Origin of the sequence: Flavobacterium oncorhynchi, assembly GCF_002217355.1 — a bacterium.
Classification (GTDB): Bacteria; Bacteroidota; Bacteroidia; order Flavobacteriales; family Flavobacteriaceae; genus Flavobacterium; species Flavobacterium oncorhynchi.
Genome location: NZ_MUHA01000015.1, coordinates 16,054 through 40,510, shown reverse-complemented (window position 1 = coordinate 40,510; position 24,457 = coordinate 16,054). Strand labels below are relative to the sequence as shown.

At 32.6% G+C, this 24,457-nt stretch carries 28 protein-coding genes; 6 read left to right on the top strand and 22 right to left on the bottom strand.

All coding sequences use genetic code 11. The features are described from left to right. Positions 1-11: 11 nt before the first annotated feature. On the top strand, positions 12-722 hold the full coding sequence (locus B0A75_RS11690) for a dioxygenase family protein (protein ID WP_089054459.1): 711 nt from the start codon (positions 12-14) through the stop codon (positions 720-722). Positions 723-820: 98 nt separating this feature from the next. Beyond that, positions 821-1,537: a LytR/AlgR family response regulator transcription factor gene (locus tag B0A75_RS11685; RefSeq protein ID WP_089054458.1), complete on the top strand. Its 717-nt coding sequence runs from the start codon at positions 821-823 to the stop codon at positions 1,535-1,537. A 90-nt stretch (positions 1,538-1,627) separates the two neighbouring features. On the opposite strand, the gene B0A75_RS11680 is transcribed toward B0A75_RS11685, so the two are convergent. Both B0A75_RS11680 and B0A75_RS11675 read right to left on the bottom strand, forming a co-directional pair. After that, on the bottom strand, positions 1,628-2,152 hold the full coding sequence (locus B0A75_RS11680) for a gamma carbonic anhydrase family protein (protein WP_089054457.1): 525 nt from the start codon (positions 2,150-2,152) through the stop codon (positions 1,628-1,630). A gap of 9 nt (positions 2,153-2,161) precedes the next feature. Then, positions 2,162-3,151, bottom strand: a complete 990-nt coding sequence (locus tag B0A75_RS11675) for a PorP/SprF family type IX secretion system membrane protein (RefSeq protein ID WP_089054456.1) — start codon at positions 3,149-3,151, stop codon at positions 2,162-2,164. Positions 3,152-3,294: 143 nt separating this feature from the next. Between B0A75_RS11675 and B0A75_RS11670 the strand changes: the two genes are divergently transcribed. The 3 genes from B0A75_RS11670 (at position 3,295) to B0A75_RS11660 (ending at position 5,655) form a co-directional block, all read left to right on the top strand. Continuing rightward, positions 3,295-4,194, top strand: a complete 900-nt coding sequence (locus tag B0A75_RS11670) for a NifU family protein (protein WP_089054455.1) — start codon at positions 3,295-3,297, stop codon at positions 4,192-4,194. A 151-nt stretch (positions 4,195-4,345) separates the two neighbouring features. Continuing rightward, complete coding sequence (locus tag B0A75_RS11665; protein WP_089054454.1) at positions 4,346-4,750, top strand: hypothetical protein; 405 nt, start codon at positions 4,346-4,348, stop codon at positions 4,748-4,750. Between the two features lie 92 nt (positions 4,751-4,842). Continuing rightward, positions 4,843-5,655 carry a mechanosensitive ion channel family protein gene (locus tag B0A75_RS11660; RefSeq protein ID WP_089054453.1) on the top strand — a complete coding sequence of 271 codons (813 nt, stop codon included), beginning with the start codon at positions 4,843-4,845 and terminating at the stop codon, positions 5,653-5,655. Between the two features lie 8 nt (positions 5,656-5,663). On the opposite strand, the gene tsaB is transcribed toward B0A75_RS11660, so the two are convergent. The 8 genes from tsaB to B0A75_RS11620 form a co-directional block, all read right to left on the bottom strand. Beyond that, complete coding sequence (gene tsaB / locus B0A75_RS11655; RefSeq protein ID WP_089054501.1) at positions 5,664-6,335, bottom strand: tRNA (adenosine(37)-N6)-threonylcarbamoyltransferase complex dimerization subunit type 1 TsaB; 672 nt, start codon at positions 6,333-6,335, stop codon at positions 5,664-5,666. A 22-nt stretch (positions 6,336-6,357) separates the two neighbouring features. Next, entirely contained in the window at positions 6,358-6,630 is a 273-nt protein-coding gene (locus tag B0A75_RS11650) for a hypothetical protein (RefSeq protein ID WP_123872365.1), read from the bottom strand. 12 nt (positions 6,631-6,642) lie between these two features. Beyond that, positions 6,643-7,935 carry an efflux RND transporter periplasmic adaptor subunit gene (locus B0A75_RS11645; protein WP_089054451.1) on the bottom strand — a complete coding sequence of 431 codons (1,293 nt, stop codon included), beginning with the start codon at positions 7,933-7,935 and terminating at the stop codon, positions 6,643-6,645. 6 nt (positions 7,936-7,941) lie between these two features. Then, complete coding sequence (locus B0A75_RS11640; RefSeq protein WP_089054450.1) at positions 7,942-9,324, bottom strand: TolC family protein; 1,383 nt, start codon at positions 9,322-9,324, stop codon at positions 7,942-7,944. Positions 9,325-9,404: 80 nt separating this feature from the next. Further along, the gene (locus B0A75_RS11635; protein ID WP_089054449.1) at positions 9,405-10,520 is read right to left on the bottom strand and encodes an efflux RND transporter periplasmic adaptor subunit; all 1,116 of its coding nucleotides are present in this window, start codon (positions 10,518-10,520) and stop codon (positions 9,405-9,407) included. Positions 10,521-10,559: 39 nt separating this feature from the next. Continuing rightward, on the bottom strand, positions 10,560-11,825 hold the full coding sequence (locus tag B0A75_RS11630) for an ABC transporter permease (protein ID WP_089054448.1): 1,266 nt from the start codon (positions 11,823-11,825) through the stop codon (positions 10,560-10,562). Positions 11,826-11,827: 2 nt separating this feature from the next. Continuing rightward, a complete protein-coding gene (locus tag B0A75_RS11625) occupies positions 11,828-13,072 on the bottom strand; it encodes an ABC transporter permease (protein ID WP_089054447.1) in 1,245 nt (414 codons plus the stop codon). Then, positions 13,065-13,766 carry an ABC transporter ATP-binding protein gene (locus B0A75_RS11620; RefSeq protein ID WP_089054446.1) on the bottom strand — a complete coding sequence of 234 codons (702 nt, stop codon included), beginning with the start codon at positions 13,764-13,766 and terminating at the stop codon, positions 13,065-13,067. The genes B0A75_RS11625 and B0A75_RS11620 overlap by 8 nt, the downstream gene beginning before the upstream one ends. A gap of 177 nt (positions 13,767-13,943) precedes the next feature. Here B0A75_RS11620 and B0A75_RS11615 point away from each other — a divergent pair, with 177 nt between their 5' ends. Continuing rightward, positions 13,944-15,350 carry a DUF4403 family protein gene (locus B0A75_RS11615; RefSeq protein ID WP_089054445.1) on the top strand — a complete coding sequence of 469 codons (1,407 nt, stop codon included), beginning with the start codon at positions 13,944-13,946 and terminating at the stop codon, positions 15,348-15,350. A 15-nt stretch (positions 15,351-15,365) separates the two neighbouring features. On the opposite strand, the gene B0A75_RS11610 is transcribed toward B0A75_RS11615, so the two are convergent. The 12 genes from B0A75_RS11610 to gcvH form a co-directional block, all read right to left on the bottom strand. Continuing rightward, the gene (locus B0A75_RS11610; RefSeq protein WP_244284389.1) at positions 15,366-15,590 is read right to left on the bottom strand and encodes a hypothetical protein; all 225 of its coding nucleotides are present in this window, start codon (positions 15,588-15,590) and stop codon (positions 15,366-15,368) included. A gap of 34 nt (positions 15,591-15,624) precedes the next feature. Further along, complete coding sequence (locus B0A75_RS11605; protein ID WP_089054443.1) at positions 15,625-16,167, bottom strand: DUF420 domain-containing protein; 543 nt, start codon at positions 16,165-16,167, stop codon at positions 15,625-15,627. Between the two features lie 2 nt (positions 16,168-16,169). Then, positions 16,170-16,859 (bottom strand): SCO family protein, encoded by a 690-nt coding sequence (locus B0A75_RS11600; protein WP_089054442.1) that lies wholly within the window; start codon positions 16,857-16,859, stop codon positions 16,170-16,172. Positions 16,860-16,870: 11 nt separating this feature from the next. Beyond that, on the bottom strand, positions 16,871-17,527 hold the full coding sequence (locus tag B0A75_RS11595; protein WP_089054441.1) for a hypothetical protein: 657 nt from the start codon (positions 17,525-17,527) through the stop codon (positions 16,871-16,873). A 78-nt stretch (positions 17,528-17,605) separates the two neighbouring features. Next, positions 17,606-17,956, bottom strand: coding sequence for a cytochrome C oxidase subunit IV family protein (locus tag B0A75_RS11590; protein ID WP_089054440.1), 351 nt, complete (start codon positions 17,954-17,956; stop codon positions 17,606-17,608). Positions 17,957-17,974: 18 nt separating this feature from the next. After that, positions 17,975-18,961 carry a cytochrome c oxidase subunit 3 gene (locus tag B0A75_RS11585; protein ID WP_089054439.1) on the bottom strand — a complete coding sequence of 329 codons (987 nt, stop codon included), beginning with the start codon at positions 18,959-18,961 and terminating at the stop codon, positions 17,975-17,977. 42 nt (positions 18,962-19,003) lie between these two features. Next, complete coding sequence (locus B0A75_RS11580) at positions 19,004-19,591, bottom strand: cytochrome c oxidase subunit 3 (RefSeq protein ID WP_089054438.1); 588 nt, start codon at positions 19,589-19,591, stop codon at positions 19,004-19,006. Positions 19,592-19,597: 6 nt separating this feature from the next. Continuing rightward, positions 19,598-20,500, bottom strand: coding sequence for a heme o synthase (gene cyoE / locus B0A75_RS11575; RefSeq protein ID WP_089054437.1), 903 nt, complete (start codon positions 20,498-20,500; stop codon positions 19,598-19,600). A 156-nt stretch (positions 20,501-20,656) separates the two neighbouring features. Further along, a complete protein-coding gene (locus B0A75_RS11570) occupies positions 20,657-22,771 on the bottom strand; it encodes an energy transducer TonB (protein WP_089054436.1) in 2,115 nt (704 codons plus the stop codon). A gap of 18 nt (positions 22,772-22,789) precedes the next feature. Then, the gene (deoC, locus tag B0A75_RS11565) at positions 22,790-23,533 is read right to left on the bottom strand and encodes a deoxyribose-phosphate aldolase (protein ID WP_089054435.1); all 744 of its coding nucleotides are present in this window, start codon (positions 23,531-23,533) and stop codon (positions 22,790-22,792) included. Positions 23,534-23,649: 116 nt separating this feature from the next. After that, positions 23,650-24,033, bottom strand: a complete 384-nt coding sequence (locus B0A75_RS11560) for a VanZ family protein (RefSeq protein WP_089054434.1) — start codon at positions 24,031-24,033, stop codon at positions 23,650-23,652. Next, positions 24,026-24,406 (bottom strand): glycine cleavage system protein GcvH, encoded by a 381-nt coding sequence (gcvH, locus tag B0A75_RS11555; protein ID WP_089054433.1) that lies wholly within the window; start codon positions 24,404-24,406, stop codon positions 24,026-24,028. The genes B0A75_RS11560 and gcvH overlap by 8 nt, the downstream gene beginning before the upstream one ends. Positions 24,407-24,457 lie beyond the last annotated feature (51 nt).

Genomic DNA, 24,457 nt, shown 5'->3' with positions numbered 1-24,457 from the left:
ACCTTGAAATTATGGACAGAAAAAAATTCATCCGAAATGGTCTTTTGGGCATCACAGCTTTGGCTGGTGCTTCAAAAATATTAGAATCGTGCTCTAAAAGTGATAATGATGATTCTGGCACAGACTTATCTGGTAACGGAAGCTGCACAGTTTCACCATCTGAAACTAAAGGTCCTTTTCCTATCAAAACACCAAGTCAATTAGTTTTAGAAAATATAAAATCGGACCGAGTTGGAGTTGCCCTATTAATCAATTTAATTATTGAAAATAAAAACAATAACTGCCTGCCTCTATCGAATGTTTTAGTTGATGTATGGCATTGCGACAAAGACGGCAATTATTCTGAATACGGCGGAACTCAAATGCAGCAGACAGATTATACTTCTGTTCATTTTTTAAGAGGAAGACAAACAACAAATGCTAAAGGAGAAGTTTCATTTATTTCTATCTATCCAGGATGGTACCAAGGCAGAGCTCCTCATGTACATGTTGAAGTTTTGTCAAGCAGCGGATCTTCATTATTAGTTACTCAAATTGCTTTCCCAGAAAGCACTTCGAGTACTGTTTACTCAAGTACTAATTATGCTGCTCACGGACAAGCTGATACTTCTAATACTAGAGATAATGTTTTTGCAGACAGTCTTGCCAGCGAACTGGCAGTTTTAACAGGTAATTTGACTGATGGTTATACTTTGACCAAAACAATTACTGTAAATGGGTAATTAAAATCAAACCAGTATTTTATGATAATTTTAAAACTTAATTCACTGGTTTAAAACTACTTTTGAGCTCCAAACCGAATAAATTTAAACTCCTGCAGATGAAATGTGTAATTATAGATGACGAACCATTAGCTGTTGAATTACTGGAAGATTTTGTACAAAAAGTCGATTCACTTGAATTGATCAGTACTTTTAATAATGCTATTGATGCCGTTTCATTTATCAATCAAAATAATGTTGATTTGATTTTTTTAGACATTCAAATGCCGCATTTTTCAGGGATAGATTTTTTAAATACGATCGAGAAAAAACCACTTGTAATTTTTACAACTGCCTATTCTGATTATGCTGTCGAAGGGTTTAATCTTGGTGCTGTCGATTATTTAGTAAAACCAATTCCCTTTCATCGTTTTCTAAAATCGGTAGTACGCGCACAGCAAATTGTTAATCCTACGGCGGCTGTTTCTTCAATTGCTGAAAATACACTTGCTCCAGAGCTCGAACAGGATTTTATGTTTGTAAGAGCTGAATACGAAAATGTTAAAATGAATTTTGCTGATATCTTATTCATCGAAGGTTTAAAGGATTATGTAAAAATCTATACAACCGATAATAAATATACACTAACATTAATCAGCTTAATAAAACTTGAAAATTTACTTTCAAGCAAAGGGTTCTCTAGAATTCACAGATCTTATATCATTAATATAAAACATGTGAAATCGATACAAAAAAATAAAGTTTTGATTAGCGATAAACGGATTCCTATAAGTGAAAGCTACAAGAATGCTTTCTTTGAAAAAATCAATCTTTAATTTATAAAATTCCAATACTAAAAATTCCAAATTCCAGTAAATCACGTTTCATTGGAATTTGGAATTTTTAGTATTGGAATTTATTTTCTGTTATTTTTGTTCTTCATTTTTAAACCATCCCGAATACATCACATAATTGTTTGAAATACGTTCGATTTCACCTGCAAAGTCAGACTGGTTAATATCTTTTACTTTCTTCGCAGGAACACCTGCAAAAATAGTTCCCGAAGGAACAACTGTATTCTGCGTTAAAACCGCTCCAGCGGCAACAATCGAGTTACTTTCTACAATGCAGTTATCCATCACAATAGCTCCCATTCCTATTAATACATTATCCTGTATAGTGCAACCGTGAACAATCGCATTATGTCCAATCGAAACATTATTTCCAATAATTGTTGGATGTTTTTGATAAGTGCAGTGAATTATTGCACCATCTTGAATGTTTACTTTATTTCCAATTTTTATGAAATGAACATCTCCTCTAATAACGGCGTTAAACCAAACACTGCAAGAGTCACCAAATGTAACATCTCCAACAATTGTAGCATTTTCAGCAACATAGCAATCTTCTGGAATCAAAGGCGATTTCCCATTTACAGATTTAATAAGCATGATATTTTTTTAATTAATTGCCGGACAATTACAATCGTAACGCTCCTTTTTACAAAATAAATTAATTCCTAAAGTTATTTGATGATATCCTCCAGTATCAAATTTTACATCACCCATAACTTGAGAATAGGTATAAGCAAACATAAAATTCTTATAGTTTACTCCAATAATAGGAGTGAAATATTGCAGTTTTTGAGATGAAACACCTCCTCCTGAAGTAAATTGCGTACCATCGAAACTTCTTCGATAAGACAAAGCTGCCCATAAACTTCCAAAATCCATATTTTTGTAAGCTTTCATGTTTAAATCGATTGACTTTTCTTTCGTTTGATCAAACAATTGAAACAAAATTGAAGGCTCCCAAGTAATCTTGTCTCTTTTACCAAATACATATCCAGCACTTAATAGAAACTTTCTTAAATTATTACTTTCATAATCTGTATATAACTCTCGTCGTGTTTCAAGCAGGCCCTGAATTGTCGCGTGTGCATAAAAATCAAGAAAATTATACGAAGCACCTATGTCTACATTAAAATAAGAGTCTTTTTGAATTGAACCAAAAACAATAGGATCAAAAGTTCCTCCAAATTTAGTTTCATCTAACTGGCTCTGAATCAATCCGCCGCTGATACCAAATGAAAGCTGATTTAAGTCGATTTCATCTCTTGAAAACATAAGATGATGTGCATATGTAACTTTCACGCCTTTTTGAGAATGATACCCATTTTTATCATTAAAAACAATAATACCAGCTCCTGATCGCTCACCTACTCTGCCATTAAAACTTAAAGTTTGAAGCGAAGGCGCATCTTCCTGACCAAACCATTGTTTTCTAGCTGTCAATCTAATTTTTGCGCAATTTGCAGCTCCAGCCATCGACGGATGAATCAAGTAATAATTATCTGATAAATAATCTGAATAAACCGGAATTCCTTCTTGAGAATAAGAAAAAAAAGTAGTGATTAAAAAAACAAATAAAAACCTGATTCTTAACATCATAATAACCGATGAGTTTACAAATATTTTATACTCTTAATAATTAAGTACGAATTTCTTCAAAAGAGTCATAATTATTTTATTAAAAAATCAAATATAGGTATTAGTAGAAAATAACTTTAGTAAATTTGCAAAAAATTACTACCATGACAAAAATCACTATAAAAGAAACACAAAATCCTACTATATTAAAGTTCGAATTTGAAGATTTTATTACTCAAAATCAAAACTTTGAGTTCAAAAATATCGACGAAGCACAAGCTTCTCCTTTAGCACAGCAATTATTTTATTTACCATTTGTAAAAACGGTTTATATCTCAGGAAATTTTATTGCTATCGAAAGATACAGTATTGTTGAATGGGATGATGTAAAAGATGCTGTTGCAGAACAAATTGCAGCATTTGTAGACAAAGGCGGTGTTATTATAACAATCGATGAAACTAAGACAAAAAAACAGCCTATTACGGTTTACGGAGAAACAACTCCAAACCCAGCAGCTTTAAAATTTGTGGTAAGCAGAATGCTGACTAGAAATGCAATTGAGTATAAAAACATCGATCAAACAGCTTCGTCTCCGTTAGCACAAGAGTTATTTAAGTTTCCTTATGTAAAAGAAGTTTTTATTGATGAAAACTATATTTCAGTTACTAAATATGAAATCAACGACTGGGCAGAAATCACTTTGGAATTAAGAACTTTTATTAAACAATTTATTGAGAATGGAGGAACTGTTTTAGATGAAAGTTTAGTTCAAACAGCCACTAAAAATGACGTTACAAAAGATGAAGCATTTGACAAACTAGATGTTACATCTCAGCAGATTATTAATATTCTTGAAGAATACGTAAAACCTGCAGTTGCTGCAGATGGCGGAAATATCGCTTTTGATTCTTATAATGAAGATGATAAAACGGTAAAAGTAATTTTGCAAGGAGCTTGCAGCGGATGCCCATCATCTACTTTTACTTTAAAAAGTGGTATCGAAAACATGCTGAAAAGCATGCTTAATGATGAAGCTATTAAAGTTGAAGCAGTAAACGCATAACAATAGTTTTGCTTTAAATAAAGAAAGCGTTCGATAATCTCGGACGCTTTTTTTATATCTCATTGTTTTTCAACAAATTATTAGGTAATCAGATTACTATTTCACGAAAAATTCGTTAATATTGTATTATAAACCAATCAATTAGAAAATTATGGGATTAAATTCATTCTTTAAAAATTTATTTGGCACCGCCAAAGAAACTGTGGTTGATCTGGCTGACCAAGCCGAAAGTACTTTTGAGCAAGCTAAAGAAGCCGCTGCTCCTTATATCGATAAGGCAGAAACCTTTGCCGATGAAACTATTTCGAAAGTCAAAGAAGCTTCTGAACCTATAATCGCAAATGCCTCTGATTATGCGAATCAGGCAAAAGACATTGTAAGCGAATATGCTGATAAAGCATCTGACGCATTAGACAATGTTGTTGAATCTGTAAAAGAAAAAACGAACGAATTTACCAACAATACTAAAACAATTGCATCAGAAACCGTTGCCGATGCAAGCGAAGCCAGTGCCGCAGAAATAGACAAAATTTCTGACAAAACGGACAAAGATTAAGAATGCATCGCTTTTCTATAAAAAGAAATATTTTTATATTTGCACCACTAATACACCTTCTCTGAGAGAAGGTTTTTTTATTCAAAAAAAAGATGAACATGAGTCCAGAACAACTGAGTAATTACGCAGCAAAATTTATTGACATTCTAATCGATTATTCGCCAAAGCTAATCTCAGCCTTTTTAATCTTATTTGTAGGTTTATATGCAATCCGATTAATTAATAGAGTTATTCGAAAAATAATGGTTAAGAGAAATCTTGATCCTACTTTAACTAAATTTCTTGCTGACATTTTGTTGTGGGCACTTAGAATTTTATTATTTGTAACTTTTATTTCAAAACTAGGAATTGAAACTTCTTCATTTGTAGCTATTTTAGGAGCAATGGGACTTGCTGTTGGTTTATCATTGCAAGGATCTCTTTCTAATTTTGCAGGAGGTATGCTGATTATTGTTTTCAAACCTTTTAAAGTAGGCGATACTATCGAAGCTCAAGGGGTTATTGCAACTGTTTTAGAAATTCAGATTTTTGTTACCAAAATGCTTACAGGAAATAACCAAACGGTTTTTGTTCCAAATGGGGCGCTATCAAACGGAACAATTATCAACTACTCAATGCAGGGAGAAAGAAGAGCCGATTTGACATTTTCAATTTCGTATGATTCTGATATTAAAAAGGCAAAAGATATTCTTTTAGATGTTTTAAACAAAAATCCAAATGTACTTAAAGCGCCGGCACCAGAAGTTTTTGTAAAAAATCTGTCTGCCAGCTCTATTGATTTTGCAGTGCGCCCGTGGGCAAAAAATGCTAATTATGGTACTGTTTTTTCTGAAACATTAGAGAATTGCAAAACAGCTCTAGATGAAGCAGGAATTTCTATCCAGCCATACACAATTCAAAAATAAAATAAGTGTTATTTTTTTGATGGCAGTGTCATCATAAAATCTTTTAGATAATACGGTTCAAAATAAGCGACATCTACAGTGTCGCTTTTTTGATATTTATCATAACTGATTTTACTCATTTCTCTAGCTGACGGATATTTAATTTCTTCTAAAAAGATAAAATTTTCTTTTGTTAAAACAGCTTTGCATTTATCAGCACAATCTCCAACAAAATAAATAGTATCAGTATAGTCAGCAAAAGAATCTTCGTTTATAATCTCTGCTTGAATTGGTCTTTCTATTTCAACTTTGGCATTAAAAACAGCACTGTAGACTTCCATTCTTCTGGCATCAAGCATTGGAATAATTTTCCCTTCAGAAATAGAAACCTGTGAAGCTAAAGTTTGCAAAGTATCAACCGCAATTAGCGGAATATTTAATGCAAAACACAATCCTTTTGCTGCTGAAACTCCAATTCTCAAACCGGTATAAGATCCTGGCCCTTGACTTACTGCAACTGCTTTTAAATCTTGAACTGAAACTCCAGATTCAGCAATAACCTCTTCAATGAAAACGTGCAGTTTTTCAGCGTGTGAGTATCCTTCTTCAGCGATCTCTTTACATAAAATAGTCTCCCCATTTTTTGCAATGGATACTGAACAATTTTTGGTTGCTGTTTCGATATTGAGAATAAAAGACAATGTGTATAATTTTATAATGTTATTAAAATTTTCTAATAAAATAGCTTGAAATTCCGCCAATTAAAAGCATAAAGACAAAAAACAAAAAGTATGCTACAATAAGATTAATAGTGATAAACCCCAAATAAAGAGCAATTTTTTTAAAAGATGAAAAATACACATATTCTTCATTATAGTATGCACTCTGATAGATTCTAAAGTGTATAATTATAAGAAACAAAACTGCAACAATAAATCCCCCTCCTAATCCATAAAGCATTTCCTCAGAAAAACCACCGTGCAGTGCAATCATCATCTCATAAATGTTTTACTTCTTTGGAGCATCCGCTTTTTTAAGCTTCACTTTATCTCCAGAATTTAAATCTTTAGAGACTGTTGTGTAAGGACCTGTAATTACAACATCCCCTGCTTTTAAACCAGACATTACTTCGATATTGGTATCATCCTGAATTCCAGTTTTAATGATTCTGATTTTTGCTTTATCTCCTACTTTTACAAAAACACACTCAAACTTTTTATCGCTTTTTGGAGCTGTTTTTTTGTCTTCATTTGGATCTTCAACTTTAAAGTCTTTTACGGCAGTAGTATCTGATTTTACAACTACAGAACTAATTGGCACTGCTAAAACATTAGTTTTAGTTGTAGTAATAATATCAACTGTAGCAGTCATTCCAGGTCTAAAAGGAGAATATGTACTAGGTTTTCCTTCTAATAAATCTTGGTAAGATTCTTTTAAAATACGAACTTTAACTTTAAAATTTGTTACTTGATCTGACGTCAAAGTCGTACTTGCCGAGTTTGAAATACTGGTTACAATACCTTTAAATTTCTTTTTTAAGTAAGCATCTACTTCAACATTAGCTTCGTCTCCAATTTTTACTTTTACAATATCATTTTCGTTTACATCAACTTCAACTTCCATATTGTTTAGGTTTGCCACTCTCAAAAGCTCTGTACCAGCCATTTGTTGTGTTCCTAAAACACGTTCTCCTAACTCAACATTTAAAACTGAAATTGTTCCGTCTGCAGGAGCGTAAATTGTTGTACGTCCTAAGTTATCACGTGCTTCTGTTACCGATGCTGATGCACTTTGAACATTATAATAAGCATTTTGCTTTGTCGCTTTTGCAACTTCGTAGGTTGAAATAGCTTTGTCCCAATCTGATTTTGAAATTACACCTTTATCGTACAACGTTTTATTACGTTCGTAACTTGCTTTGGCTTCTTTAAAACTTGCCTCAGATTGTGTTAAACCTGCTTTTGTTCCAGATAAATTGGCAACCGAACGCTCTAAACCAGAGGTGTATAAATCAGGATTTATCTTAACTAATAAATCGCCTTTTTTTACAACTTGACCTTCTTTTACATTTAAAGCAATAATTTCACCTGAAACCATTGATGATAATTTTACTTCTATTTCAGGCTGAATTTTACCAGTTGCAGAAACTGTTTCAACAATTGTTGATGATGCTACTTTAGAAATTTCAACTTCTTTTCCTTCATCTTTACTTCCTATTACTCCTGCTTTGGAAAGACCAACTAATGCGAAGATAAGTACTACAGCTCCGCCGAGTAAGAAGTAAATTGTTTTTTTTGACATAATAAATTATTTTGAAATAATTGGAACAATTGGAATTCCGAAATAGAATTCGATTATTTTAATCTTAAACATATAATCGTATTTCGATCTAATAACATTTGACTGTGCATTTGTCAACAAAGTTTGTGCTTGTGTAAAATCGAATGAATTCATTAAACCAACATCATACTTTTCTTTAGCGTAATTATAAGCCTGTTGTCTCGCTTCTAACGTTACTACTGTTGACTCATAAGTATTTAAAGCTCCTTTTGCATCTGTAAAAGCAGTATAAACGTTACGTTGCAAATCTAAACTTTTTTGCTCTAAATCTATTTTAGATTTCTCCAAAGTTACTTTGTTTCTTTCAACATTATTTCTAGTAGCAAAACCATTAAATATAGGAACATTCAATTGAAAACCAAAGTTATGCCCTTTATTCTTACTAAACTGATCAAAAATAGGATCAGGTCCAACTGTATAAGGTTTATCATTTGCATCTAGCTTAATCTGATCGCTGTAACTTGCTCTCGTATTAAAACCATAAAAACCTGTAAGTGTCGGCTGATAAGCTCCTTTTGCGATTGCTACATTTTTCTCAGCAATTTCAAGATTAGTCTGAGCCAATTTTAACTCTGTTCTAGTCTCTTTTGCTTTATTGTAAATATCAATAGGATTTTGCGCCATGATGTTATTTTCATCTTTTGCATTCGTGTCATCAACAACATCAAAATCTGTAAATTCTTTAAGCTGTAAAAGCTGCGCTAAACTCAGTTTTGAAATCAATAAATTATTTTCTGAAACAGTAATATTTTGCTGATCGGTAGCAACTGTCGCTTTTAAATCGTATAAATCGCCACGCGGAATTGTTCCTGCATTTACCATTTCTTCAGAACGTTTTAAACGTTTTTCATCAATAATAAGCTGCTCTTTTTTTATTTTCAAATCTTCTTTATTCGATAAAATTTGAAGAAAAGCATTTGCCACATTCAGCGAAATATCTTCCTGCATTTTTAACAATTGATATTTTGAAGCTACAATCGATAATTTAGCTTTTCGATATGCATTTTGATTTTGCAGACCTTTGTAAATATCAACACCAGCATTAAGTCCTACAGAAGAATATTGCGTAGTTTGATTACGCAAAAGTCCTGTTGTAACATCCTGATTCAAACCAATATTCCAAGAATGCGAAGCATTTCCGCTTACTGATGGTAAATAGTTGCCAAATGCTCCTTTTTTATCAATATCAGCTGTCTTAACATCTAGTTCTGTCTGCTTTATAGTTATGTTATTATCTAATGCATATCGTACACATTCCTCTAGCGTCCATTGTTTTGTTTGAGCTTGCCCTGATAATCCTAAACCGAACAACATGGCGAAAACAAGACTATTATATTTATTTATTTTCATATATTTTGAGTGAAAGTACAGCGGTCAAGCTGTACAAATTTAACATTTTTTAAAACCAAAAAACTTCTTACAATTTCAATCTATTTTTTCTCGCCTTCGTTGATTAAACCTTGGTTCCAGATTTTAATATTATCAGTGTTTTTAATACCGCTTTTGACCTGAACATAAATTCCATCGCTTACTCCTAAAACTAAATCTCTTCTTTCGAATTTCTTAGGAGCGGTTTCGACTTCAACATATGGTTTTTGTGTTTTCTTGTCAAACTGAACCAATGACTCTTTTATAGCCATTACTTTATCAGCTTTTTCAAGAATAATAGAGGCATTTGCACTTAAACCAGCTCGGATAAAAGTACCGTCATTATTTTCTAATTTGGCTTTAATTTCAAACTGAATTGCTCCATTTTCTGTTACTCCTTTTGGCGCTATATCAGTAAGTACGGCTTCAAATTTTTTGTTTTCGATTGCTCCAACTGTAATTTCGATAGGCATTTTCTCTTTAATTTTACCTACTTCAGATTCATCAATTTTTCCAATAAAAATCATTCTTCCAACATCGGCAACGCTGGCAATAGTAGTACCTTCGTTAAAGTTATTACTTTCAATAACCTGATTTCCTACTTTTACAGGAACCGCTAAAACCATTCCGTTTACAGTTGAACGAATTAAGGTATTTGCATAGTTTCCTAATGATGTTGTTGTTCCTGTTTTAACAATATCTAAGCTTTGCTTTGCAGCTAAATAATTTTGCTTCGCTTGTTTATAAGCCAATTGTGCTGCATCAAAATCATTAGCAGAAATTACATCTTTATCAAAAAGTGTTTTTTGTCTTTGATAAATTTTCTCTTGATTATCTAAAGCAATTTTTGCGGTTTGCACTTGATTTTGAGTACTGCTTACATTAGATACATTGGCAACTACTCTGATTTTTGCAATCATGTCGCCTGCCTTGATTTTTTCTCCTGCTTTGATATAAACTTCTTCAATAATACCTGAAATGTTTGGTTTGATTAAGACTTCTTCATCAGGTTGAATATTCCCAGTCGCAATTGTATTTTTTACAATTGTTTTAATTTCTGCTTTCTCAGTTTTAAATACTATAGGCGGCTCTTGATTCTTTGCGTACAAATAGTAAAGTGCGCCAAAAAAAACTACGGCAATTAAAATTAAAATGGTTACAGTAAATCCTTTTTTCATTTTGTTTTTGGTTTAATCGATTATTTTTGATTGATAATTTTATTCTGTTCGTAAAGCATCTACCGGCTTAACATTAATGGCAGTTTGTGCAGGAATAAAACCTGCCAGCAAACCTGACCCTACTAGTATAAGTAAGGCAACAAATACAACTCCTAAATCTACACTTGGATTAGCAAACATAGTATTACTGCCCGGAGGCATCGAATCTAAAACCATATTTAAAATCGCAATAATTCCAGTTGCAACGGCAATTCCTAACATACCTGAAATAATAGTTAAAAATATAGATTCAGCTAAAATTTGTCCACGAATAGCGGCAGGTGTTGCACCCAGTGCTCTTCTAATTCCAATTTCTTTGGTTCGTTCTTTAACCACAATAAGCATAATATTTGAAATTCCGATAACCCCAGAAATCAGAACCAGCGTTCCAACAAAATAGGCAATGATTTTCAAAATATTAAACAAACTTTGTACTTTATTAAATTGCTCATACAAATCAAAATTCCCCACTGCTCTGTCATCAGTTGGATTTACAGAATGAAGCGCTTTAATTAATTCTAGAATTTTTGGTTTTAATGACGTAATCGAAGTTTCATCTTTTGCAGTAATAGCCATCCAGCCCACTTTGTCTCCAAAATTAAAAGCCTGCTGAAAAGTGGTAAAAGGAATAAAGATATTCTTTTGCTCCTGCTCTGCATTTCCTCCTTGCTGTTTAGAATTGTAAACACCAACAACCATAAAGTTTATGCCGTTAATTTTCACATAGGTTCCAATGCATTCCTCTTCCTTACCATAAAGCTCACTGATAACTCCCTTACCAATTACCGCAACTTTTCTTCTTTCTTGAATATCCTGCTGATTTACAAATCTACCTTTTATAATATCCATCGGCTGCTGTTTTATCAGCTCTGGATAATCTCCGTACACCGTAAATGCAGATGTTTTTGTACCACGAACCACGTTATTTGTCCCGTTAAAATCTCCTAACTGATTCCTTGGCGAAACATATAATAAGTCTGGTAATGCCGCTTTTAAGGCTGCAACGTCACTATTTCTAAAATCGTAACGACGTATCTTCGGAAGTCCTTTATAGGCTTTTGAAGTAGTCTGACTCCACATAAACATGGTATTAGTAGCAATTCCGTCAAATCCTTTTTTAATTCCATTTTCCAAGCCGTTACCTGCCGCAAGTAGAATTACCAGAATAAAAATTCCCCAAAAAACACCAAAAGCCGTCAGAATTGTTCTGAAAGGATTTGCCGTTAAGGCCTGTAAAATCTCGTCCCAATTATCTTTTTTAAACATAATTATTCGTCTCTAAGTGCTACAATAGGTTTAATTTTAGCTGCTCTGTACGCTGGAAAAAATCCAGCAAGCGCTCCCGCAAATACAAGCAGAGCAAGTGTTGTTAATGCCACACTGAAATCTACCTCAGGATTCTGAAAATATTCACTCTGTACCATCGGTCCAACAAATTCCAACAATAACAAACTCGCAAGTAAACCTACAAAACCAGCAATTGTGGTAATAAATATTGACTCATGAAGAATCATCGAAATAATGGAAAACGGAGATGCTCCTAAAGCTTTTCTAATTCCAATTTCTTTTGTTCTTTCTTTTACAATAATCAGCATAATATTACTAACCCCAACAACACCGGCAATAATAGTACAGATACCAACCCACCAAAAAAACAATCTAATGTATAAATTTAAATCATAAAACTGCTTTGCGTCTTTAACCGAATTGTAAACTCCTACTCCACCATCATCATCTGGAGCAACTATATTTTTACTCTTCAATAAATCTTTAAGATCCTGAGTAAACTTTTCAGATTGCGCCAAAGCTTCATCATAATCATTTGTCTTTTTTAAAGTAAAAAACAAATTACTGATTTTATCTCCGGCCCCAAAAGTTCTTTGTACAGTACTCAAAGGCAGATATGCTCTCGTTTCTTCTCTTTCTCCTCCCGGATCACTAAAAATTCCAACTACTTTAAAATTAATTTTATTAATTGAAATTTCTTTCCCAAGAGCTTCTTTGTCTTTAAACAAATCAGTTTTTAATTTCATTCCGATAACAGCGACTTTTTCATTATTCTGCAAATCTTTAGCATTTACATATCGTCCCTGAACTATCGTAAGGTTTTCAACATCACCATAATCTGGATCAACTCCTCTATACTGATAATTCCCTGATTCCTTTCCGTATGCAAAAGGTGCTCCCCAATAATTCTGTGTTGAAGCTCTCAAATCTAGTTTATCTTCAAACTTTTGAACAGCTTGATTAAAATCACTATTTCGATACTGAATTCGTCTTCCTGGGTTAAGTCCTTTGTACTCCTTTGTTGTTGTACCAGACCAAACCTCGATAAGACCAGCAGCATCACGTTCAAATTGTTTTTCAATACCATTTTGAAGACCTTTACCAGCTCCTAGCAAAATCACCAAAATAAAAATTCCCGAAGCAACGGAAACGCCTGTTAAGAAGGTTCGCAGTCGATTCTTAGAAATTGCCTCAAATATTTCTTGCCAACGCTCAATATTAAACATAAGATGAAGCTCTAACTTGTTCTACTAATTTATCATCGATAATTAATCCGTCTTTCAGGACAACATTTCTTTTGCACATTGCGGCAATATCTGGTTCGTGCGTAACGATCAAAATAGTCTTTCCTTCGTCGTTAATTCCTTGAATAAGTTCCATGACTTCGTATGAAGTCTTAGTATCCAATGCACCTGTTGGTTCATCAGCCAATAAAACTTTAGGATTTGATGCTAATGCTCTTGCAATGGCAACACGTTGTTTTTGTCCCCCTGAAAGTTCATTAGGCAAATGATGTGAATGCGAACCCAAACCTACTTTTTCAAGATACTTTAAAGCAATATCATAACGCTCTTTTCTTTTTATTCCTTGGTAGTATAAAGGCATTGCAACATTATCAAGAGCTGATTTGTAGTTTATCAAATTAAAGGATTGAAATACAAAACCCAAAAACTTATTTCGATATTTTGACGCTAAAGTTTCATTCAACTTCTTAATTGGGGTTTTGTCTAAAATATAACTTCCTGAATCTGCCTCATCTAAAATTCCCAAAATATTAAGAAGCGTAGATTTACCAGATCCAGACGATCCCATAATCGCAACTAATTCTCCTTCGGCTATATTAAAATTTATTCCTTTTAACACATGTAACTCCGAACTTCCCATTTTATAGGATTTGTGTAAATCTTTGATCTCGATCATGGTATTGTTAAATTTTTAAACAATAATAATATTTTTTATAAGTAATTTATGATAACAAAACGTTAATAATTTCGTTTCCATATCTAAATAAGACGGCGATCTTAACCAATTGTTACACTTTTTTAAGATAATTTAATTGTTTTCTTAATTTTGTTGCACTTTAAAAATTTAATACAAATGAAATTTCTTTTAAGGTTATCACTATTTACAGTATTTACAGTAATTGCCAGCTGTTCAACAACTCAAAAACTAGACACGCTAAAACCGGAGCCAGATGACGCAAGTCCCTTAGTTTATGATGCAAACCCGTCTTTCATAAACCTGCCAATAACAGTAAAACTCACTGATATTGAAAGCCAGACAAATGCTTTATTAACGGGATTAATTTATGAGGATAATGATATCGAAGATGACGACATTCAAATGAAAATTTGGAAACAGGCTCCTATAAAAATTCAAAATGACCCAGCCAATCCGGATAAAAAAATAAAAACAATCCTGCCGTTAAAAGCCAATATAAAATACAGAATAGGAACCAAGAAACTAGGAGTTGATCTTTACGATATACGCGAATTTAATTTAAACGGAGTAATTACTTTATCCAGCGAAGCTGCTTTGACAAATTGGAAATTAAACACCAAAACGGAATTCAAATCACTTGACTGGAACGAAAGTCCTACAATGAGTGTTTTTGGAAAAAATATGCCTATTACTTATTTAATAAATCCCGCTATCTCCATTTTCAAATCTAAATTGGAACGCAAAATAGATGACGCAATTGAAAAGTCTATGGATTTTAAACCTAATGTTTTATCTGCTTTAGAAAAAATCTGTACACCATTTCAAATGAGTGATACTTATGAAAGCTGGCTCAGAATTGTTCCTGTTGAAATTTACTCGACTAATGCAAAACTTAAAAATGATTCCTTTTTAATGGATATGGGTATGAAATGCAATATGGAAACTATTGTAGGCAAACAACCTGAATCTAAATTCAATGCTAATAAAATTGTTTTAAAGCCCGTTACAAAAATTCCGAATCAGATTTCAGCAAATATTGCTGCAATTTCGAGCTATGTAGATGCTTCAAAAATTATGACTAAGAATTTTGCCGGACAAGAGTTTGGTTCTGGAAGCAAAAAAATAACGGTTAAAAATGTTACTATTTGGCATAAAGATGGAAAAATGGTTATTGCTCTAGATGTTTTAGGTTCTATAAACGGAACGCTTTATTTAAACGGATTTCCACAATACAATCCACAGACTAAAGAAATCTATTTCGACAAACTTGATTACGTTCTAGACACTAAAAGTAAGCTAATGAGAACTGCAAGCTGGCTCGCACAAGGATATGTAATTCGAAAAATGGAACAAAGCTGTCGTTATTCTATACAGCCAAATTTAGAAGAAGGCAAAAAAAACATGGCTGCTTATCTTAAAAATTACTCGCCTATGCCAGGAGTTTTTGTTAATGGAAAAATGGAAGATATTCAGTTTGATAAAATACAGCTGACGAATCAAGCGATCATTGCTTTTATAAAAATTAAAGGAACGGTAAATGTATCGGTTAACGGATTGAAATAAAAAAAGGCAGAATAATTATTCTGCCTTTTTCTTTTTAGATTGGTACATCCTATAAATAAGATATCCAATTATACCAACAAGTAAATACGGAATAACCATTAAATAAACGATTCCATCATTTACTGCTTCCGCTTTTTTTACATTTGAATCGCCGCCAAGTGCTGCTCTACACATTGCACATTGTGCATTTGCAACAACTCCAACAAAGAATAACAAGACTACAAAAGATATTCTCTGCATTCTGAAACTTGAAACTTGAAACTTATTTTTGTTTTTAATTTGCATAATACGGAGAAATCATTAAATAAACTACAACACCTGTAACCGCAACATACAACCAAAGCGGAAAAGTAATTTTAGCTATTTTTTTGTGTTTGTCAAATCGTTTTGCGAGTGCTCTTACATACGTGATTAACACTAATGGAATTATCGCAATTGACAACAAAATATGGGTTAATAAAATAAAGAAGTACACATAACGCACTATACCTTCACCTCCAAACTTAGTAGAATCTGCTGTCATATGATAAGCGACATACATCACTAAAAAAGCTACTGATAAACCAATTGCTAGAGTCATTAATCTTTCGTGCAGCTTTCGTTTTCCATTTTTAACCGCAATAACTGCCCAAACTAAAACAATTGCTGTAATACCATTTGTGGTAGCGTATATAGGAGGTAAAAAAGAAAGCGGCTCTACGTTTATTCCAAAATCTTTTAGTTTAATTCCGAATAAAATTGCAACAACCACAGGTATCACAATCGAAACGGCAATAATAAATTTGCTAAACTTTTTTTCTAAAGACTGATCTTCCATTTTTATTCTTCTAATAATATTTTAATATCTTGTTGAATTTCTCTAACTCCTTTTTTATCTAAACCGTCATAATAAATACTTGGGTTACCATACTCATCTTTTCTGCAGCGAATGTTTCCGTCTTTATCTATTAAAGCAAATAAACCTGAGTGCTCAAAACCACCACTTACTTTTTCATTTTCTCCCGCATAAAGATTAAATCCTTTATTAGATAAATCCATTATTGTAGTTTTATCTCCAGTTAGAAAATTCCAAGTTGACGATTTCACTCCCAATAGCTTTGCATGATCTTTTAATACTTGTGGTGTATCATGAGCTGGATCAATCGTAATAGAAACAATTCCGAATTTTGGATTACCAAAAAACGTTTTCTCAATCTCCAACATACTTAAATTCATTTTTGGACAGATTGAAGGGCAAGTAGTAAAGAAAAATTCTAATACATAAACTTTCCCTTTGTAATCAGCGTTAGATACTTTAACGTTATCTTGATTTGTCAATTCGAATTTTGGAGCTGGACCTATAGTTATTAATTTTCCATCTGCTTTTGAATTTTTCAAACCTACATTATCCAAACGGTTTCCTTTTACAACTTCACCATTCTTTATTCTATCTACTATTTTAGGTACTGCATAAATTCCAAAAATTAGAATAATAAATGAAATCCCTATGTATGATTTGTTTTTGAACATTATATATACGTTTAAAGTTGTTTAGTAGCGTTATGATTCTTTTTTAATGCTGCACGGTACTCGTACAAAATAATTTTAAAATCATCAAGCATTTCATTACTCAATTCTGAAGGATGAAAAGTATTATACCCTTCTTTGTACTCATCCTTTTTATCTTTGTCTCCGCCTTTACGACCTCTTAAGTTTCTTTCTTTATCTATGATATAAACATTTGGAGTTCCAAGATTTTTATCTAGTTTTCCTTTTAAATGCAATTGATTGTAAAAAGTTTCTATTTCAGCAGGTGGAGCAAAAATAAAATTCCATCCTTTAACATCTGTAAAAGGCTTAAGTGCATCAAGTACTTTTTGAGCTTCTTCTTCTGTACCTTCTGGACAGACTACTACGAATTGAAGATCTTCAAAACCATAATAACGTTTATATATTTTTTCGTTGAGATTAAAATAATTTCCTCTGTTACTTAAAATATCAGAACCCGAAAATCCTAAAACCGTAATTTTTTTATCGAGAGAAACTTTTTTGCCATCTAAAGATTTCCAATCTCCAAAATCAGCAATCTTTGGTGTAATTACCGGAAGTGTTGTAAAACTATTTACGCCTGAAGCAAAAAACAAATAGGCTACAATTGGCAAAACAAAAAGTACAAAAAGAACTATATTTTTTTTCATTGTATTAACAGAAGTTATTGAGGTACAAAAATAAAAAAAGCTCCGCAAAACGGAGCTTCTTTTCGAATTAATATCATGTTAAAAATTCCATTTAATAGTAGAATCTTTAAAAACCCCATAAATATAATGTCCTTCTGTCAATAGAATAAACAATAAATATAAAACTAGGAATATAACAGGTGATACAACAGACCATCTAAGGTTGCTTTTTTCACCTTCCATGTGCATAAATGCCCATACTATATAATATGCTTTGAAAATAGTTAAGATATAAAATATCCAGTTTAATAAATTCAAACCAACAAAATGAGTAAGTTCTAATGATTCTGGTTTAAGAATACCTAAAATAACTTCTACTGTAGTTACTACTGATAGTAAAGCGAAAACAAACCAGATTCTTTTTGTATTTGATACGTGCTCGTGTGACATAATAATTAAAATCTAAAATTAAACTAAGTAGAAAACTGTAAATACAAATACCCAAACTAAATCTACAAAGTGCCAGTATAAACCAACTTTCTCTACCATTTCGTAGCTTTTTCTTTTCTCGTAAGTTCCTAATAATACATTAAAGAAAATAATGATATTAATAATTACTCCAGAAAATACGTGGAATCCGTGGAAACCTGTAATAAAGAAGAAGAAATCAGCAAACAATTTGTTTCCGTATTCATTTCTAATCAAGTTTGCACCTTCTACTACATATTTTGCAGTTGCTAAATGAGCTTCAGATTCTGCTCTATCAAGAACAGTTTTCTTCTTTTTCTCAGTAAGCTTTTCTGTTCTGATCAATAATTCAGGATGTGCTTTAAATCCTGCTTGAACTTCGGCAACTGTGTAAGATGGCAATGCATGAGCATCTTCCATGAACCAAGTTGTTTTATTTCTTGTCAAAGCTTCTCTTTGTTCTGGTAATTTTACAGCAAAATCAGCAAGAGCAACTCTTTTACCGTCTTTGTCAACAAATTGTAACAAACTACCACCTACTGTTTCAACTGCACCGTACTCACCTTTAATGAAGTTTTTCCACTCCCAAGCTTGTGAGCCTACGAAGATTAAACCTCCAATAATTGTTAAGAACATGTAAATTGCAACTTTTGTTTTCTTTAATTGATGCCCTGCATCAACAGCCAAAACCATTGTTACAGATGAAAAAATCAAAATAAAAGTCATTAAGGCTACATAATACATAGGAGCCGAAACACCATGCATAAAAGGAAAGTGTGTAAACACATCATCAGCCAATGGCCAAGTTTCAATAAATTTAAATCTAGAAAAACCATAGGCTCCTAAAAATCCAGAAAAAGTCAAGGCATCTGATACGATAAAAAACCACATCATCATTTTACCATAACTTGCTCCTAGTGGCTGAATCTCATGACCGCCTCCCCAAGTTTTTTCGTCGTTGTTTGCAGTAGTAACTGTCGCTCCCATAAAAGATATTCGTTAAAAAGTTCCCAAATTTACGTTTTTTTCTTATTTAAAGAAATATAAAAATAAAAATAAATATAACCATAATAAATCCAAAAAGTGCCAATACATCGCACCTAGTTCTATTCCAAGAGTTTGAGTCGAATTGTATTTTTGTTTAAAATGATTATAAATTATAATTAAAAGTGAAATTAACCCTCCAGCCAAGTGCAATAAGTGCGTAACGGTTACTACATACAAGAAAGTTGTAGTAATTGAGCTACCTTCTCCAGTAAAATAATACCCGCTTTGTACAATTTGTCCAAAACCAGCAAACTGCAGCACAACAAACAAGATCCCTAAGGCTAATGTTCCTAATAAAAAAGCAGTTGTAGCGCTTCTATTTCCTTTTTGAATGGCTTTTTTAGCCAAATAAAAAGTAACACTGCACCCAATGATAACTGCTGTACTATAATAAAACGCTGTTGGCAATTCAAAATTCTTCAACCAGTCAGCTCTTGACTTACTCACCACAAATGCACTTGTAAGTCCAGCAAACATCATGGTCATACTAACCATTGCGAACAACAAAATCAACTTAGCTGATTTTGATTTCCTTACTTGCTCTTCACTTTTTGTCATTGTCATTTCCATAAATAACTATCTTAAAAATTTATCTACTATATATACTATCTGCAACAGCGAAATATAAGACACACTAACTAACATTAATGTTCTTGCAGCTTTTGCAGTTCGAAGCTGATACAAACGAACAGCAAAAAATAACATCCATAAGCCTAATAAAAACACTAGAACTGCAGCTATTGGCGAAATAAACAATTGTCCTGTATACCCTAAAACTGGCAGTAATGAAGCAATAATAAGCCAAACTGTATATAAAATAACCTGCAGAGCTGTCCCTTTATCCTTTTTTCCAGTTGGAAGCATAAAGATTCCTGCTTTTTCGTAATCTTCATATAAAAACCAGCCGATTGCCCAAAAATGAGGAAACTGCCAGAAAAACTGAATTAAAAATAATGTACCTGCTTCTATGCCAAATTCTCCTGTCGCAGCAACCCAGCCTAACATAAAAGGAATTGCTCCAGGAAATGCACCTACAAATACAGACAATGAAGTTACTGTTTTTAATGGTGTATAAATACTTGTGTATAGAAATATTGAAATTGCAGCAAACATTGCTGATTTAGCATTTATTGTATAAAGCAGTGAAATACCAATAATAGTAAGTAGACTAGCAACAATTAACGCTGTTGTTGGCGACATACGTCCTGAAGAAACTGGACGATTTTTTGTGCGATCCATTAAAGAATCGATGTCTTTTTCGATTACTTGGTTAAAAGCATTTGATGCTCCAACCATGCAATAACCACCAACTGCCAAAACAGCCAAAACACTCCATTTAAAAGGATGCTCATCATTTACACCTAATAAATATCCAGCAATTGAAGAAAACAAAACACTAATAGCTAAACCTGCTTTAGTAATCTCTTTGAAATCCTGAAATATTGCTTTTATTGAAAATGTTTTTTTTGAAGCGTTCAATACCGTAGTGTTTGTATTTTTTTTGAGTGGTGCAAATGTACAAATTTGATTGTAGAATTTAGAACTATAAATTTAGATTTTTTTCAATAAAACTGTCCCAAATCGAGAAGTTTCAATTCTTTAACACAATTACTTCGAAAAATCTTATTAAAAATTTCAATAATCAAAGTACCAATTAAAAATATCAGAGCGTAATCCTACCGTAAACCAAGTGGTATTTTGTTTAAAAGTTGACGTAGTTTCTTTTGTTGGATCAAAATTTCTATAAATAAAATTCCCAAAAAGCTTTAAATTAGTAATTGGGTTTATCAGATAACCACCTTGAATATCGCCAATAAAAATACTTGTTTTATTTCCCTGCCCTACTTTTACACCGGTATTATAAGGTCTTTTTTCATCATAACCTTTATAAATATTTCCACCATAATTGTAATTGTCTTCTGCAGTGTCAAAATCTAATCCTCTTGTACCGGTTGTAATTTTGGCATCTGCAAAAATACGCCCTTTATGATAACGTGCGATTGCCGCTAGTTCTTCAAAATTACCTCCCCATTGATGCCCAATACTTTGATTATTGTGTCCGTAGTTTGTAATTACAGCGCTGTGCGAGTACACATAAGGTCGAACGTGATTGTATTCTAATTGCAAAAACAGGTCTTTTACTTGAAATGCATTATAATATTTGGCTCCAATTTGACTTCCAAATTTATTCTTCCAACTTTTATTTGCGGCTTTTACATCTGATACGGAAAATTCATCTATTAAAAACTGTCCGTATAAATTGATTTGATTATTCCATTTGTACTTTGACGTTATCCCTAAAAGTGCATTTCCGCTTTTTGAAGAAGATGTAAATTCGACTGTTCGATAAAAAATAATTGGGTTTACAAAATTAACATCAAATCCTCTATTATTAGAATCTATCCAAACCACAGACTCAAAAAAGCCAAAATTTAATTTGTTTGAAACATTCCAGCTTAAGTAATGATTTGCCATAAACTTTGATGCATATGTTTTCTCGATTGTTACATCTGGGCGAACATCCTTAAGCCACATATAAGTATTGGTGTATTTTATCTTCCAAAAAGTGGTATTAATTTTAAAATAAGGATATGGACTGGCTCCATCGCTTTCAAGTAAAGAGCGATAGCCGTCTCCAATAAAATTTCTGCCATAACCCAACTGAAAATCGAAAACTTTACTTGGTGTAAAAGTTATATCAGCTTCTGCTAAAGGAAAATCATAAGCATCAGTTTTAAATCGCTTGGCAATTCCAACTCCTGGAATAATTGCAGAATTTCCTCCAGACGGTTTTATCGATTCGGCATAATCATTAAAATAACCTGCAAAACGACCTTGACTTTCAAAAACTGTTGTAGTGAAATTAATTTGCTTTCCTAATCCTCCTCTAAAATTCAACGCGCGAGTATTTACATAAGTACATGAAGCATCAATATCTGAGGCTTTTCCCACTTGTAAATCGACAATTGGATTTAATGCCAGCCAATAATCCTCTCCTTGAATCTGAACCATATTTTCATTCCAAAATTTTCTTCCTAACCAAGTCGAAACGTTTTTTTGAAGTGATTGATTTACTGCTTTCAGATTATAATATCTAGACACCTCTGTATAAGTATAAGGTTTTGAAGCTGTATGGTTATTAATTCCTACTTGATTGAGAGCGCCATCAAACTGCGCATAATAACTGTGCGAAAAAGGTACATTTAAATGACTCTCAAATTCAGGCATTTTGTACTTTTTATAGACTACACTGTCTAATTCTGTCATAGGTTTTTCGACTGGCCTTAAAATCTCGGCGGCAGCCAAAGCTTCTTGGGCTATTTGATCTGCATTTTTTAAAGGTATGTCAATGGAGATGGTATATTGAGAGTAAGTTGGTTTTCCGCTGTAAGTAGAAGGTTTTATTTTAGGAAATTTACTAAAAACGCGTTTGGCTTCATCAGACAATAACTCATTTGCTGCATTTACATAAATTACTTTAAAGCTGCCATTGGCATCAACTTCAAAAAGCACTTTAACTTCTCCTTTATAATTGTTGTGCTGAAGATTTTCGGGAACTCCAAAATTATTAAATACAAAATCCTGAACTTCTTTATAAAAGCAGTTTTCAAGATTTTTAGATCGAAGATTTTCACAATTTGAAAAAACTGGAAATTGCTCTGTAGAAAAACCGAGTTTTATTTTTGTTTCTTGTGAAAAGAGAAAGTAAGGATATAAAAGAGCTACAACAAGTAAAAAAATCTTGTTCACGTAAATTTAGACTTATAATTAATACTGATTTGTAGTATTGCCACCATCTGAAATTACTTTTGCTGCTGAAGTTCCAATACGTTTAACTCCTAAACGAATCATTTCTACTGCATCTTCATACGAACGAACGCCGCCTGCAGCTTTTACAGACAACGGAGATGCATTTTCTAACATTATAATTACAGCAGGAATTGTTGCACCGTTTGGCAGATCATTTTCGGTTTTATAAAATCCTGTTGAAGATTTCACAAAAACTGATGCGTAATCTTCTTCATTAAAATTGGATACAACTACATTTTTTATAAGTGACGAAAGCTGAATAATTTCTTTTTCATTCAAAGCTGCGACTTCTATAATCCATTTTACGGTTTTATTGTTTGCCAGCCCAATCTGAGTTCCTATTAGAACTTCTTGTTTCACTAATTCAGTATTACCATTTTTGAAAGCTTCATAATTGCAAACAAAATCTAAATCGTCGGCTCCATTTTCAATTGCTTCATTGGCTTCTTTTATCTTAATTTCTAAACTTGATTTTCCTTCTGGAAAATCTATTACAGTACCAACAAGTAAAGCTGAGTTTGCTTTTACGATCATTTCTTTGGCCATAGTCACAAAATTTGGCCTGATCATAATTAATTTAAACTTTTCTTGAATTGCTTCTTCAATTGCTTTTTTTACAACAATAGTATTCTCTTCTTCCGTAAGTCCGGCTTGAGAAGCTGTTTTTAAATATGTTGAATCTAAATAGTGGTTAACATCCATAATTTTGAAATTAGATCGAATTCTACAAAAATACATTAAAATTCTGACAAAATAAGTTTTTAGAAATCTTTATTTTTAAACCATAAAAAAACCCACCGAAGTGGGTTATTACATTCTTATATTTTGTCAATCTGTTTTTTGAAAGCTATAGCAGAAAAAACTGCTACAATTGCGCCTAATGCATTTGCTAAAATATCTGTTACATCTGAAGCTCTTGTAACTGTTGCAATATTTTGCAAAATTTCGATTGTAATTCCGAAAAAAACGGAGAATATAAACGAAATCAAATAGGCTTTGTAATCATCTGCTTCTTTTCCTTTGAGTTCTTTTTTGAAAAAACAAATCCACGAAATTGTAAATCCAAAATGAAAACAAAAGTGCACGATTTTATCTATACTCGGAAAATTGACTGCTGGTATTTTACTTGAATCTATCAAACAAAGGTATGCAATGATTCCCGAGCAAATAATCGCCCAGATTAAAAGGATTTGTTTAGGCACCTATTAATTGTTTGTATGCTTCATCAGACAATAATGATTCTATTTCTGAAGCATCTGCAATTTTTATCTTAATCATCCATCCTGCTCCGTAAGGATCAGAGTTTACTGTTTCTGGAGCGCTTTCTAAACTATCATTAAAAGCAATAATTTCTCCTGTTAAAGGCAAAAACAAATCTGAAACTGTTTTTACAGCTTCAACTGTTCCAAAAACCTCGTCTTTATCAAGTGTTTGATCTAAAGTTTCTACTTCAACATACACAATATCTCCTAACTCTTTCTGTGCGAAATGAGTAATTCCTACTGTTGCAACATCTCCTTCGATGCTAACCCATTCGTGATCTTTTGTGTACTTTAAATTTGCTGGTATGCTCATAATTGTGTGTTTGAAAATTGATAATTTAATAATTCTGCAACAAATGTAATA